The sequence below is a fragment of the Streptomyces sp. NPDC127092 genome (genome assembly GCF_042722475.1).
In the GTDB taxonomy this organism is placed as follows: domain Bacteria; phylum Actinomycetota; class Actinomycetes; order Streptomycetales; family Streptomycetaceae; genus Streptomyces.
Genome location: NZ_JBHXFE010000021.1, coordinates 120,197 through 133,362 on the forward strand (window position 1 = coordinate 120,197; position 13,166 = coordinate 133,362).

The 13,166-nt window shown below is 73.2% G+C and carries 12 protein-coding genes; 6 read left to right on the top strand and 6 right to left on the bottom strand.

Going from position 1 to position 13,166, the window contains the following annotated elements; genetic code table 11:
* Positions 1-53 precede the first annotated feature (53 nt).
* The gene (locus tag ACFWJO_RS19300; RefSeq protein WP_386866619.1) at positions 54-446 is read right to left on the bottom strand and encodes a hypothetical protein; all 393 of its coding nucleotides are present in this window, start codon (positions 444-446) and stop codon (positions 54-56) included.
* Positions 447-694: 248 nt separating this feature from the next.
* On the opposite strand from ACFWJO_RS19300, the gene ACFWJO_RS19305 reads away from it, so the two are divergent.
* Both ACFWJO_RS19305 and ACFWJO_RS19310 read left to right on the top strand, forming a co-directional pair.
* Positions 695-1,672, top strand: coding sequence for a GlxA family transcriptional regulator (locus ACFWJO_RS19305; RefSeq protein WP_386866621.1), 978 nt, complete (start codon positions 695-697; stop codon positions 1,670-1,672).
* Positions 1,673-1,771: 99 nt separating this feature from the next.
* Positions 1,772-2,530 carry an MBL fold metallo-hydrolase gene (locus tag ACFWJO_RS19310; RefSeq protein WP_386866622.1) on the top strand — a complete coding sequence of 253 codons (759 nt, stop codon included), beginning with the start codon at positions 1,772-1,774 and terminating at the stop codon, positions 2,528-2,530.
* 36 nt (positions 2,531-2,566) lie between these two features.
* On the opposite strand, the gene ACFWJO_RS19315 is transcribed toward ACFWJO_RS19310, so the two are convergent.
* Positions 2,567-3,607, bottom strand: coding sequence for a LacI family DNA-binding transcriptional regulator (locus tag ACFWJO_RS19315; RefSeq protein WP_386866624.1), 1,041 nt, complete (start codon positions 3,605-3,607; stop codon positions 2,567-2,569).
* A 234-nt stretch (positions 3,608-3,841) separates the two neighbouring features.
* Between ACFWJO_RS19315 and ACFWJO_RS19320 the strand changes: the two genes are divergently transcribed.
* Positions 3,842-4,420, top strand: a complete 579-nt coding sequence (locus ACFWJO_RS19320) for a hypothetical protein (RefSeq protein WP_386866626.1) — start codon at positions 3,842-3,844, stop codon at positions 4,418-4,420.
* Positions 4,421-4,487: 67 nt separating this feature from the next.
* Here ACFWJO_RS19320 and ACFWJO_RS19325 read toward each other — a convergent pair whose 3' ends face one another.
* Both ACFWJO_RS19325 and ACFWJO_RS19330 read right to left on the bottom strand, forming a co-directional pair.
* Positions 4,488-4,898 carry a RidA family protein gene (locus ACFWJO_RS19325; protein WP_386866628.1) on the bottom strand — a complete coding sequence of 137 codons (411 nt, stop codon included), beginning with the start codon at positions 4,896-4,898 and terminating at the stop codon, positions 4,488-4,490.
* Between the two features lie 155 nt (positions 4,899-5,053).
* Entirely contained in the window at positions 5,054-6,019 is a 966-nt protein-coding gene (locus ACFWJO_RS19330; RefSeq protein ID WP_386866630.1) for a pirin family protein, read from the bottom strand.
* A gap of 132 nt (positions 6,020-6,151) precedes the next feature.
* On the opposite strand from ACFWJO_RS19330, the gene ACFWJO_RS19335 reads away from it, so the two are divergent.
* A complete protein-coding gene (locus tag ACFWJO_RS19335) occupies positions 6,152-6,499 on the top strand; it encodes a tetratricopeptide repeat protein (protein WP_386866632.1) in 348 nt (115 codons plus the stop codon).
* Positions 6,500-6,583: 84 nt separating this feature from the next.
* Here the strand turns inward: ACFWJO_RS19335 and ACFWJO_RS19340 are convergent, their stop codons facing one another.
* Both ACFWJO_RS19340 and ACFWJO_RS19345 read right to left on the bottom strand, forming a co-directional pair.
* Entirely contained in the window at positions 6,584-8,650 is a 2,067-nt protein-coding gene (locus tag ACFWJO_RS19340; protein ID WP_386866634.1) for a hypothetical protein, read from the bottom strand.
* Between the two features lie 9 nt (positions 8,651-8,659).
* On the bottom strand, positions 8,660-11,362 hold the full coding sequence (locus ACFWJO_RS19345; protein ID WP_386866636.1) for a hypothetical protein: 2,703 nt from the start codon (positions 11,360-11,362) through the stop codon (positions 8,660-8,662).
* A 317-nt stretch (positions 11,363-11,679) separates the two neighbouring features.
* Here ACFWJO_RS19345 and ACFWJO_RS19350 point away from each other — a divergent pair, with 317 nt between their 5' ends.
* Both ACFWJO_RS19350 and ACFWJO_RS19355 read left to right on the top strand, forming a co-directional pair.
* Entirely contained in the window at positions 11,680-12,198 is a 519-nt protein-coding gene (locus ACFWJO_RS19350; RefSeq protein WP_386866637.1) for a hypothetical protein, read from the top strand.
* Positions 12,199-12,291: 93 nt separating this feature from the next.
* Entirely contained in the window at positions 12,292-12,939 is a 648-nt protein-coding gene (locus ACFWJO_RS19355) for a DUF305 domain-containing protein (protein ID WP_386866639.1), read from the top strand.
* Positions 12,940-13,166 lie beyond the last annotated feature (227 nt).

The window sequence follows — 13,166 nt, forward strand, 5'->3', positions numbered from 1 at the left end:
GCGGCGTGCGACGCGGGTCTGCCGCGCGGACGTTGCCGGCCCGTGGCCGTACGTCAGCGGTCCCGTTCGCCGCCGATCGTCATCCACCGGTTCAGCGCCTCGGCGCGGGGGCCGCAGCCGCCGCCAGGACAGAGGCCGGCCGCCGTGGTCACCCGGGCGACGGCGTCGCCCAGACCGATCTCCGCGCCGTCACGCGCGAAGCCGGGGAGGTGGAACCTGTGTGAGGGCCGGTCGTGCCGGCGGCGGTCACGGGAGTCACGGGAATCTTGGGTGCCACGAGAGTCGCGGGACTCTCGGGTGCCACGGGATTCACGGGATTCACGGGACTCGCGGGACTCGCGGGTGTCGCGGGTGTCGCGGGTGTCGCGGGTGTCGCGGGTGTCGCTGGAGTCGCGTTCCGTGCGTTCCCGGGCCACGCCACGACTGCTGGTTGCACGGTCAACCATCCTGCTCACATCCCGTTGCTGACCATCCGGCAGATGTCACCGGCGCACCCCCGCACGTCTCCATCTTCCTCCCGGACCGCTCCGCACGCACTCCGACCTGCTCGTTCCCCGGAGGTAGGTACGGCCGGCTCCACACGTCCGCGCCACCACCACGCCCGGAGACACCATCCACCCGGCTCCACCGCCATGTCCGGATCTGACAGAACCTGGTCATTGCGGCCCTCGGGGCGAGGCGAAATGATCGGCACATGCTCCCCGTGCACAGAGTCGTCATCGCGGCCTTCCCCGGCGTCGAACTGCTCAACGTCACCGGTCCGGCCGAGGTGTTCTCCGTCGCCACACGCGTCGCCGGCACCGGTCACCCCGGCTACACGGTGCGCATCGCGACGGCCCGGGGCGAGCCGGTGACCACCTCCGGCGGGATCCGGCTGATGGCCGACCTGACCCTGGACGAGGTCGACGGCGACGTGGACACGCTGCTCGTGTCGGGCGCCGTCCGGGTGCGCGACCACGAGGTGGAGCCGGTGCTCGACCGCGGGATCGTCGACTGGCTCCGCGAGGTGGCACCGGGCGTCCACCGGCTGGGCTCCGTCTGTTCCGGGGCGCATCTGCTGGCCGCGGCCGGGCTGCTGGACGGCCGTACCGCCACGACCCATTGGCGGACGGCCGCGCGGCTCGCCGCCGACCACCCCCTCGTCACCGTCGATCCGGATCCGATCTTCATCCGGGAAGGCCGCCTGTGGACCTGCGCGGGCATCGCGTCGGGGATGGACATGGCGCTGGCCATGGTCACCGAGGACCACGGCCCCGGACTCGCGCTCACCACCGCCCGCACGATGGTCATGTACGTCAAACGGGCGGGCGGCCAGAGCCAGTTCAGCGTCCCGCTCACGCCTCCGGCGGCGCCCGGCGACCGGCTGGACGAGCTGCGCAGGTGGATCGGTGAGCACCTCACCGAGGACCTCTCCGCCGACGCCCTGGCCGCACGGCTGCACCTGAGCGTGCGCCACTTCTCCCGGCTGTTCCGCGCGCGTACCGGCACCACCCCGGCCGCGTACGTCGAGTCCGTACGGCTCGAGGCCGCCCGACGGCTGCTCCAGGACAGCGCCCACACCCTGCCCGAGGTCGCCGCCCGCAGCGGGCTCGGTTCTGTGGAGAGCCTGCACCGTTCCTTCCGGCGCCGTCTCGGGACCACTCCCGCCGAGTACCGGCGCCGCTTCAGCTGAACCACCCCGCACTCCCCCGACCGCCCGCGAACCGCCGCGCGGCGGAAGACCGCCATGCCCAACGCGCGGCGGCAGACAGCCATGCCCAAGGAGAGAGCCATGTCCCGCACCAAGGTCGTCCCCATCCCGGTCATGGGCCGGCACACCGTCAACGCGTACCTGCTCCTGGGCCGCCGCCCCGTCGTCGTCGACGCGGGTACGCCCGGCAGCGGCCGGAGGATCTACGAGCAGATCGCCGCGCACGGAGTGGACCCCACCGACGTGTCGCTGATCGTCCTCACCCACGGCCACATCGACCACTTCGGGTCCGCCGCCGAACTGCACCGCCTGACCGGAGCCCCCGTGGCCGGCCACGTCGCCGACCTCGGCCCCTACCGCACCGGGCGGGCCCGCGAGCCCTACCTGCCCACCGGCCTGATGGGCCGCCTGATGGCCAGGCACAGGAACCTGCACCTTGCGGTGGAACCGCTCGAACCCGAGGTACTCGTCACGGGCGAGACCGACCTGGCGGACTTCGGGCTCTCCGCACGCATCATGCCCACCCCCGGACACACCGCCGGGTCGGTCTCCGTCCTCACCGACCAGGGGGACCTCGTCGCCGGCGACCTGATCGCCAACTCCCTCTTCGGTCTCGTCCGGGGCCGCCCCGCCAACCCGCCCTTCCACGACGACCCGCTGCACAACCTCGCCAGCCTGCGGAAGATGCTCGCCCTGAACCCCACCGCACTCCACGTCGGCCACGGCACCGCGCTGGAGCCCGACCGGGTGCGGCGCTGGGCCGACCGGGAGCACCGGCGGCTGTCCCGCCTGGAGGCAGCGGGGCGGCTCCCCGCCCGCGCGGAGGACAGCCCCGTCTGACCGCAGTCGCCCTGGATCCCTGCCCGCGACGGCTGACTACAACAGGGACGCGCCCACGGGTCCGCCGGTGGATTCGCGCGCCATGAGACGAGGCGTCAGGACCTCCGAGCGGATCTCGTCGCCGGCGATCCGGCGCAGCAGCAGGTGCACGGCACGGCGTCCCTGCTCGGTCATCGGGGAGCTCACGCTCGTCAGCGGCACGGGCAGTTCCGCCACCAGGGGCGTGTCGTTGAAGCCGGCCAGTGCGAGGTCGCGGCCGAGCCGCAGTCCGAGGTCACGGGCCGCGCCCGCGGCGCCGATGGCCGCGAAGTCGTTCACGGCGAAGAGAGCGGTCGGACGGTCTTCCGGTGCGGAGAGCAGATCGAGCGCGGCGCGTCTGCCGCCGGCCGTGTCGAAGGACGAGTGGACGACCCGCGAGGCGGGCAGCGGCAGTCCCGCCTCGCGGTAGCGCTCGACGAACCCCTCGGTACGGTCCGCTCCGGTGCTGGCGAAGGGCTCGCCGGCGACCACTCCCACGGACCTGTGCCCCAGGGCCAGGAGGTGCTCGGCGACCAGTCGCCCGCCGAGTCTGTCGTCGCACGTCACGGAGGGATGTCCGGCGCTGGTGCGGCGGTTGACGAGGACGAAGGGTGTGGTGCGCAGACCGGGCAGGTCGAGGGCGGCTCCGTCCAGGTGCGCGTCGCCGATGACCAGGCCGTCGACGCGACGGGCCAGCACCATGGCGATCCGCTCGCGCTGGAGGGCCGGATCGTCGTGGGTGTTGGTGACGAAGACCGAGAGGCCGTGCGCCGCCGCGGCTTCCTCGGCGCCCTCGTAGATCGTGGCCATCACGATCTCGGACAGCCGCGGCACGAGGACGCCGATCAGTTTGCTGCGGCGGGTGCGAAGCCCGGCGGCCAAGGGGTTGGGCCGGTAGCCGAGTTCGTCCGCGAGGTCCCGGATGCGACGGGCGGTGTCGCCGGACGCGGCGCGGGTGCTGCCGTCCTGCCGCCCGTTCAGTACGCGCGAGACGGTCGAGACGTGCAGGCCGAGCTGCTCGGCGATGCTCTGCAGCGTCACCGGTCCTTTGCCCGCCACGACGGTGGCTCCTTCCCTCGCCCGTCAACCTGCCCGCGTGTACGGGGCCTTCCCCGTTCGTGCCCATTGTGGCCCACCGCTCAGCGGCGGTGTCCGGCACCGCCGGTCCGACCGTTGCCCGACCGTTGCCCAAACGTTTGGCGCAAACGTTTGGGTGCCGCATACTGGCGGCACATCGAGACGTCAACGGACTCCACGGGCACGGAAGTTGGCCCGGTCACCCAAGGGGGCGCAATGGAAGAGGTGAGGTTCTCCGACCACGTGGTCGAGGCGTTCAAGGAAGCGATGGACGGCGTGCCCCGGGGCGAGGTTCGCTACGCGGTCGGGGCACGGAGGCGTGGCGGTTCCTGGTTCGACCTGCTGACGGCGCTGTTCTTCGCGCTCCTCGTCGGCGGCCTGACGACCTGGGGAGTGGTGGCCGCCTGGTCCGAGCTGTCCTTCCCGCTCGTCCTGGGCCTCTCGCTCGGCGGTCTCGTGACCCTCATGGCGCTGGGCATCGCCGCGACCAAGCGCCCCGGCATCCGGTACCCGGCGACGTGGGTGGTGGTGTGGGAGGAGGGAATGGGGTGGCTGCAGGAGGGCGGCTCGCCCGTGGTCGTGAGCTGGGACGAGGTCACGGAGGCGCGGCACACCGTGACCTCGGTCCGGGACGGCTTCGGCAAGGAGTTCAACCGGACCCACCGGCTGACGGTGACGCCGGCCCCGAACCCGCTGCAGCCCGGTCGCCTGCACCTGGAGCCCGGTTTCCCGTACGTGGAACAGATAGCCACGTTCGTGGCGAGGCGGGCCCGCACGGCCGGCGGGGAGTACTGAGATCCACGGGCGGTGAGCCAGGACCCGGGCGGGGCGGTTGGGCCCTCGGCAGGGGCGGCCCGTCGGTTCAGGAATCAAGCACGGCGGCGACGGCTTCGATCTCGACGAGCTGGCCGTCGTAGCCGAGCACGGTGACACCCATCAGCGTGCTGGGCACGTCGTGGTCACCAAACGCGTCCCGGACGACCTCCCACGCCGTCACCAGGTCCTCCCGCCGGTGGGAGGCAACGAGAACACGGGTGCTGATGACGTCGTGCAGTGACGCGCCGGAGTCCGCGAGAGCGGTCCCCATGTTCTCCACGGCCCTGGCCGCCTGCCCCGCGACGTCCCCGAGCGCCGCAGTGGAGCCGTCCTCGTTCAGCGGACACGCTCCGGCCAGGAAGATCAGCCGCGACTCGGCGGGGGCCGTGGCCGCGTAGGCGTACTCCGCGACGTCGGACAGGGAGGCGGAGCGGATCAAGGTGACAGCACGCGGCACGGGTTTCCTCTCGCAGCAGTTACGGGGCAGTCAGGACCTTCTCAAAGGTCGACGCCGCGTTCGACACATTTTCCCGGCCGGGTCGATGCCCCGGCTACGGCGACATCGACCACGGCTCGCGCCCGCGCGGCGGCCCACCACCTTCGCGCCCCAGGTCAGCGCACCCGGCCCCGTGCCTTCAGCCGGGCCTCCGGGACTTCCGGTGCGGCCAGGGGGTCGCCGTCGTAGCCCTTGACCTCGCCGAAGCGGGTGCCGGTCATCCAGTCGTCCCTCGCCTTGCGGATCTCCTCGTCGGTGCGGCCGACGAAGTTCCACCACATGACGATCTCCTCCTCGAACGGCTCGCCGCCGAGGAGCATCAGTCCGGCGTCCGAGGCGGCGCGCAGCGGGAGTTCGGTGCGGCCGCAGCCCAGGTAGAGCATGGAGCCGGGCAGGAGGGGGACGTCGTCGACGTGGGCCTCGCCCGACATGGCGAGGACGGCGTACTCGAAGTCGGGGTCGAGCGGCAGCCGGTGTTCGGTGCCGGCGGTCAGGGCGAGGTCGGCGCCGACGAGGGGCGTGTACGTGGTGCCCGGTGAGGCCGCGCCGTCGAGGGTGCCGAGGATGACCGTGGCGGTCAGTCCGGGGGCCGTGACGTGCGGGAGTACGGCGTGGTGCTGGAAGTGTGGTTCGACGTGCCGGTGGGCGTCGGGCAGGGCGACCCAGAGCTGGGCGCCGTGGAGGTAGCGGGCGTGGGGCCGGGGGCTCTCCTCGGAGTGGGAGATGGCCCGGCCGGAGGTCATCAGGCCCAGTTCGCGGGGTCTGATGGTCTGCAGGCTGCCGGTCGAGTCGCGGTGCAGCACCTCGCCCTCGTGGAGCCAGCTGACGGTCTGCAGGCCCATGTGCGGGTGGGGCGGGACCTGCATGCCGGGTTCTTCGGCGATGTCGTCGGGGCCGTAGTGGTCGACGAAGGCCCAGGCGCCGACCATGCGGCGGCCGAGGTTGGGGAGCAGTCGGCGGACCTGGGTCGATTCGCCGAGCGGGACGTGGCGGGGGCTGAGGAGCTCGCGCACCGGTTCGGCGACGACGAAGCCCCTGCCACCGCAGACCTGGAGGGTGGCCTGGCGGTCGAGATTGCTCATGCCGCTCAACCTATTCCCGTCCGGGCGCGGAGGGAGGCGGACCCACGCCGGAATATTGGTGGAATATTCAACCACCTCGGGCGGTTGACGCGCCCGTAGGAGACGGGACGCGACAGTGGGAGAGAGTGAGCGGTGAGCGACGAGACGTACTACGAGTTCGGCACGGCGGCCGACCGATGGGGCCGCGCGCAGCTGTTCTTCGAGGCGAAGGAGTACCTGACGGCGGCGCGGATCCTGCGCGGTCTGGTCGCCGAGCACCCGGACCAGACGGCGCAGCGGCTGCTGCTCGCCCGCGCGTACTACCACTCGGCGCAGCTCACCCGGGCCGAGGAGGAGCTCAGGGCCGTCCTGGAGCGCGACCCGGTGGAGCACTACGCCCGGCTGATGCTCGGCCGGACCCTGGAACGGCAGGGCCGCGCGGAGGAGGCGGCGCCGCATCTGCGGCTGGCCGCCGCCATGTCCGGTGACGTCGTCGGGTGACCGCCGTGCGCGGGCGTGACGCCTCACCGTCACGGGTGACGGCGCACGGGGCCGGGCCGGAGCCCCGGCCCGCGTCCCGCGCCGTCACGGTGTGAAGCGGAGGTCGGCGCCGCCCTTGAGCAGCGGGGCGTCGTTGGCCTCCGTCCACTCCCGGTGGTTCAGGAGGTCCTGCACACAGGTCTCGTTCGCCGTCGGGATCACCGTGCCCGGCTGGACCGCCGAGGTGTAGCGCCGGGTGAGCGCCGTGTTCCCGTGCACGGTCCTGCGTACGGAGGCCAGGGCGACGTCCACGCGGGGCGCGTCCGGGAAGGTCGCCTGGAGCAGGAACACCCCGCCGCCCTTCGCGAACAGCGGCTTGGCGAGCGCGGCACCGTGCTCGTCGTAGCCGCAGCGGTTGCCGCTGATCTCGCTGGCCGCGTCGGCGCGCACGGTCACCTTGGTGACGCCGAAGACCTCCCGCAGGATCGCCGTCCACATGTCCGGGACGCCGCCCATGTTGCCCTCGGTGTCGGTGTAGTGGACGATCCCGCCGCCCGGCCGGTCGGAGGTCGTGTTGCCGGTGACGCGGGTGCCGGTGAGCGTGAGGTCGGCGTTGCGGGCGGAGATGCCCCCGCCGCCCGGTTTCGCCCGGCGCCGCTGCCCGGGCGGCGGCGCGGCCTCCAGGCCCCGCGAGACGTTGTTCCTGATCAGGCACTGCTCGAAGGTTCCGGCCGAGCCCATCGTGAGCCGTACGCCGCCGCCCATGCTGCCGGTCCGGTTCCCGCTCACCTCGGTGCCGTCGAGCCGCACCCGGGACAGCACCGACGCGTAGAGCCCGCCGCCGTCGTCGGCGGCCGAGTTGCCCGTGACACGGCAGTCCCGCAGGGTCACCGCGCGCCGCCGGGCGTCGAGGATCTCCTGCTCCTGCCAGGCCGACCAGCGGTCGAGCCGCAGGGCCGAGGCGGCGATCGCGTAGAAGGCCAGCTGTACGGCCTCCTGGACCCGGCCGGTGACCAGTTCGGCGAGGATCCTCGGGGTCTTGGCGAGCACCGGGTTCGGCTCGAAGGGGTTCAGGAGCCAGCGCAGGAAGTGGTAGAGCTCGCTCGGGGTGAGGGTGACGATCGTGCCGGGGCTGAGCACGGCGGTGCGCGCCGCGAGCGCCCGGTCGGCGAGGAACCTGATGAGGTCCAGCTCGCTGAGGTCCCGCGTGAGCCGACCCGGCAGCGACACCTCGCAGCCGATGCCGCCGCCGTCGAGCCTGCCCCGCCGTCCCGAGGCGTTGCGGTCGATCCAGCAGCTCTCCAGGGTCGGCCAGCCGTAGCCGACGACGGCGAGCCCGCCGCCGCGTCCCTCGGCGGTGTTGCCGCGGATCAGGCAGTGCCGCAGGGTGGGGCTCGCCCACACGGTGGCCACTCCCCCGCCGAAGGACTGGCCGGCCAGCCACATGGCGCGGACGCCCGGCGGCACCAGGGCGTCGAAGGTGCGCGCGGCCTCGGCGAGCAGCGCGGCCCGGTCGATCGTGGGCAGCGGAGCGGCGCCGCGCACCCAGGACAGCATGGTGTTCACGGTGGCGATCATCCGGTTGACCGAGGCCACGGCGCCGGCCGGCAGGACGTCGCCGAGCAGGGTGAGCACCGCGTCCCGCAGCGCCCTGCGGTCCGGTTCCGGCCAGGCCGGGAAGGGCGCGGTCCCGGTCCGGTTGCCGGTGATGACGCAGCGCTCGACGAGGACGTCGTCGGCGTCGACGACGGCGATGCCGCCGCCCGCGCCGAGCGCCGGGTCGCTCGGGGTGTGGACGGAGTGGCCGCCGGTGATCCGCAGGCCGGTCACGGTGACCGGGCCGAAGCCGCGGCGTCCGCTCGGCGCGGCGGGCCCGATCCGCAGCACCCGGTGGCGCCCGCCGCCGTCGAGGGCCGGCAGGGCGCGCGCGTCGAAGCGGGGGTCGGCGGGGTCGGCGGCGGGCCGGCCGCGCAGGTGTTCGCTGATGAGGGTCACCGGCCGGTCGAGGACCAGTTCCGGCTCGCGGTAGACCGCGTTGTCGAGGATGACGACGGTGTCGCCGGGGGCGGCGGCGCGCAGGGCGTCGGCGACGGTCCTGGCCGGTTTCCGCTCGGAGTCGAAGCGGCCGGACCGCACGCCCCTGCCCGCGTGCACGTAGCGGGTGGTGGCCATGGGGCGCGCCTACAGCTGCCGGCCGGTCTTGGGGTCGTACGCGACCTCCACGGCCACCACCTGGTCGGTGGGCAGGACCTCCACCCACTGGTCGAAGACCCGGTACGGCTCGGCGGGCCGGAATCCGCCGGCGAGCGGGTCGAAGCCGGTCTCGAAGACCTGCTCGGCGGCGAGGGTGTTGGCGACGCTGGTGTTGGCCGCCTGGAGTTCGGCGGCGAGGAGTTCGAGGACCCGGCCGATGGTCTGGTCGCGGTACTCGTCCGGGTCGCCCTCCTGCCAGGCGTACGGCCTGTCGAGCGCGGCCTCGCCCTCGACGCCCGCCTTGGTGAGCCAGCCGAGCGCCTCCTGCTCGTGACCGGGCCTGATCGGCAGGACGGCCTTCACCCAGGCCGAGTTGAGGAACTCGTTGCGCCGCTCGTCGCCGTCGGCCTGGACCAGCCAGCCCAGCGAGCTGCCCATCGGCGCGGGCTGCGAGTCGGGCGTGATCAGGTAGTCGACGCGCCATTCACGGGCCGGCGCGGGGCCCTTGGCGTCGGGTCCGTTGTGGGAGCTGGTGCGGGAGTAGGCGGTGACGACGGTCTCCCCGGCCAGCGGGTCGTCGGCGACGCCCTCCCAGCGGACGGGCGGTACCGGGTAGCGGCCCAGCGAGTCGGCGTCGGGCGGCGCCGAGACGTCGTCGGGCCGCCAGAAGTCGGGCGAGACGAAGTACAGCATCTGGTCGACGTCGAAGATCTGCCGGATGAGTTCCGCCTCCAGGTGCGCGTCCTTCGGGTCGAACAGCCTGAGCTGGTCGACGAGATGGGCGAACACGGAGTGCCGCTCCTCCTTGCGCAGGTCCTCGGCGGGCCGCGGCCTGACCTTGCTGAGGAGCGTGGTCCGCTCGCGCACCGCCGCCGCGTACGCCTTGCGCTGGAGGGCGGCCACCTCCTTCTCGTAGGCGGCCAGGGCCGTCTTGTACGCCTCCTCCGCCGGGTTGACGGCGGGCGGCTCCCAGCGCAGCTGGAGGGTGAAGGTGATGACCGCCGTGCCGCCGAAGTGGACGTTGTCGGCACGGACCTGGAAGCGGCCGGTGTCGGGGCGCTGGATGACGTACTTGACGAGGAACTTGGCGTCGGTGCCGTGGCCGTTCTTCGCGGAGACCAGCTGCACGAAGTCCGGATTGGTGCTGAGGGTGTAGCCGGGCGCGGGCGGGATGGCACCGTAGTCGAAGTTCGCCATGATGTACTCGTCCTCCTCTCCGCGCCACATCCGGTCGAAGCCCTCCTGCCGTCGCCAGTCGGCGTCCTGGTGCGGGGCGTTGGTGCTGTCCGGGTGCTCGGCGATCGGGAACGTGCCGGTGAAGGTGGAGAGGATCGGAGCCAGTGGCTCGGGCGGCTCGGGCTTGCGCACCGCGGTCAGGTCGGGCGCGGGCACGACGTCGACGAGCTCGCCCAGGCCCAGGACGCGGCCGGGCGCGTTGACGAACACCTGCCAGCTCATCCTCGTGCCGATGTGCTGGACCTGGACGCCCACCTTGCGCATCTTGCGGCGCAGTTCGTAGTTGGCGAGCCGGTCGGTGGTGTTCTGGACGACGTAGCGCCGGCTGGAGGTGTCGGTGGTCTCGGTGACCGTCTTGAAGGTGGTCGTGAAGTTGCGCCGGATCTCGCTGCTGACCTTGGAGCTCTGGGTCCTGGTGTGCTTGTGGGTGAGCTCGGAGGACTTGCCGGTCGTGGACTTGGTGGCGAAGCTCGCGCTCGCGTCCGCGTGGTAGATCCCGGCGAAGGACGCCCCGCCGGCGGCGCTCGCGCCGAGGCTCGTGTCGTTGGCGTTGGACTCCTTGACGGCGTCGGCGACGTCGCTCTGGTCGGTCAGCGTCTCCTCGGACTTGCGGCCCGTCTCCTCCGACTGGTTCGCGGTGCGCTCGACGAGGGTGCGGCGCGTGCTGGTCTCGACGAGCTCGACCATGCCGCCTGGGCTGAGCCACAGGTGCCCGGCGGGCGCACCCAGGAAGGTGTCGAACTCGTAGAAGTACTGCCGGAAGAGGTTGACCAGGCCGACCGGCGACAGGATGCCCTCGGTCGGCGGATCCTGCCCGGCGAGCCGGGCGAGCGCCGCGAGCTCCGGGCTCTCCAGGCCGCGGGCGGCCGGCCCGGCGAAGGCCTCGGCCGGCGGGCGCCGCCCGTGCGTGGCGGCGAACCGGCCCGCGCTCCCGTAGCCCAGCCAGCCGGGCAGCGGCTGGTACACGCCGAAGAGCTCGCTCGCGTACGGCAGGGTGCCGGCGAACTCGGTCACCGGCCGCCCGGTGCGCACCGGCCCCGGCACCGGCGCCGTCAGCACCCGCACCGGCCCCGCGGGCCCGCCCGGCGAGGTGGCGAACGGCGTCACGGTCCAGGGCCGGCCGGGCCCGCCCACCACCAGGAGCAGGTCCCGCTCGGACTGCGCCGGCGGGGCCACGAAGGAGACGGTCAGCGGCCCGGTGCCGGTGACGGACCGGCCCGCGTACTGCCGCCCCGAGCCGGGGTCCGGCTCCACGAAGGCGCCGTCGAGGGCCGGCACACCCGGGAACAGGGCCGGGTCGCGCACGTCCACGTCGGCGGGCAGCGCGAGGGCGACGCGCTGCCCCGGGTGGAGATCGGCGGGGGACGAGGGCTGCACCCGGTAGGACCAGATCTGGTACCAGGAGCCCGCGGCGGGGAGTGGGGTGCGTCCGGCGAAGGTGACGACGATCGACATGCGGGTGCCTCCCGAGGTCCCGGGGTGAGGGGCCTTGCGTGATCAGGGTCGGGGCGCGGACGGGACGGTGTCACGGGCGTGGCCGGTGTACGCCAGGTGGCGGGGTGTGCGCCCGGTGCCGGTACGCCAGGGCCGGCGTGCGCTAGGTGCCGGCCTCCGCCAGGGTCGGTGTGCGCCAGGTACGGAGGACGCCGGTGTTCCGTCGCCCGCGGGGGGCGCGCGGGCCGGTACGGGTACCCGCGAGGGGTATTCGGTATGGTCGGGAGGAGACGGAGGAGACGAGCGAATACCGGCGGGACCGGGAGGAGGACACACGCGTGCGCACGGGACGGGAGAGCGGCGGCCGGATGCGGGCGAGCGGTGCCCTGGCGCACCTGCTGCTCGTCGTCGTCCTCGCGCTCGGCGTGTTCGTGATGCACTCGGTCGGCCACCCGGAGGGCTCCTCCGGAAGCGACGGTTCGGACCGGACGGCGACGCACGCGGCGGCCGTCACCCACCGCGCCGCGGTCACCGCCCCCACGGACGCCTCCGCGCCTGGTGTCCTCACCTCCCACGCCACCGCCTCCGACGCCTCCGCCCCGGCCTCCCATGAGGGCGCCGAAGAGGGCGCCCACCACGGGGCCTCCTCCCACGGCTCCGGCACCGGAGCGGACATGACCACGCTCTGCGTGGCCGTCCTCGGCACCTGGCTGCTCGTCGCACTGGTCCGGGCCGCCCTCGCGCGGCGCTCGGACCGGACCGTCCCGCTCCTCGGCGGGCTGCTGCCCGCCCTGGGCCCCAACGCGCCGCCGCCCCGGCCGCCCTCCCTCGCCCAGCTGTCGGTCCTGCGGATCTAGAACGCGTCCCGCCACCGCGGGTGCTTCGCGCTGCCCGCGGTCGCGTTCGACCGATCCACGACACGAAACGACAGCACACGAGGTGTGACACACATGCGTGCCCTGAACGACAACCGCATCACCCGCAAGCTCGCGCTGACCGGCGCCGTCGCCGCCGCCGGGCTCCTGCTCGCCGCGTGCGGAGGCTCCGGCGACTCCGACGGCATGGAGCACGGTGGCAAGACCTCCGCCACCGCCTCGGCCGACGGCTCCTCGAGCGCGTCCGCGGGCGCCTCGGCCGGCGCCTTCAACGACGCGGACGTGATGTTCGCGCAGATGATGATCCCGCACCACGAGCAGGCCCTGCAGATGGCGAAGCTCGCCGACGGCCGCGCCGAGGACGCCGAGATCAAGCAGATCGTCGCCGCGGTCGAGAAGGCCCAGGACCGCGAGATCCAGAAGATGAAGTCCTGGCTGAAGGCCTGGGGCAAGCCCGAGAGCACGGCCGGCGGCCACGGTGGTCACGCGATGGCCGGAATGCTGTCCGACGCGGACATGACCGACCTCGCCGCCGCGAAGGGCAAGGAGTTCGACCGGAAGTTCGCCGAGCTGATGATCGCGCACCACGAGGGCGCGGTGGAGATGGCGAAGACCGAGCAGAAGGACGGCAAGGACCCCGAGGCGAAGAAGGTCGCCGACGACGTGGTCCGGACCCAGGCCGCCGAGATCGCCCAGCTGAAGAAGATCCTCGACCGGCTCTGACGAGCACTGACGGGGCGCTCACGGGCACTCACGTCCACGCACGGGCACTCACGCCCGCGCACGGGCACTCACGGGCACTCACGACCGCTGAGCGGAGCCGACCGGCTCCGGCCCTCCGCCCCGCCACCGTCACGGCGGTCCCGCGCCCCCCCCCCGGGAACACCACCCTCCCCCCCAGCCCCCCCCCCCCCCCGGCCTCCCCCCGCCCCCCGCCCTGCGGTTTTTCC

Coding starts and splice junctions, on each gene's coding strand:
- ACFWJO_RS19340 (WP_386866634.1), bottom strand. CDS start 8,650: ATGGCCACCACCCGCTACGTGCACGCGGGCAGGGGCGTGCGGTCCGGC.
- ACFWJO_RS19345 (WP_386866636.1), bottom strand. CDS start 11,362: ATGTCGATCGTCGTCACCTTCGCCGGACGCACCCCACTCCCCGCCGCG.
- ACFWJO_RS19355 (WP_386866639.1), top strand. CDS start 12,292: ATGCGTGCCCTGAACGACAACCGCATCACCCGCAAGCTCGCGCTGACC.
- ACFWJO_RS19330 (WP_386866630.1), bottom strand. CDS start 6,019: ATGAGCAATCTCGACCGCCAGGCCACCCTCCAGGTCTGCGGTGGCAGG.
- ACFWJO_RS19300 (WP_386866619.1), bottom strand. CDS start 446: ATGGTTGACCGTGCAACCAGCAGTCGTGGCGTGGCCCGGGAACGCACG.
- ACFWJO_RS19305 (WP_386866621.1), top strand. CDS start 695: ATGCTCCCCGTGCACAGAGTCGTCATCGCGGCCTTCCCCGGCGTCGAA.
- ACFWJO_RS19310 (WP_386866622.1), top strand. CDS start 1,772: ATGTCCCGCACCAAGGTCGTCCCCATCCCGGTCATGGGCCGGCACACC.
- ACFWJO_RS19320 (WP_386866626.1), top strand. CDS start 3,842: ATGGAAGAGGTGAGGTTCTCCGACCACGTGGTCGAGGCGTTCAAGGAA.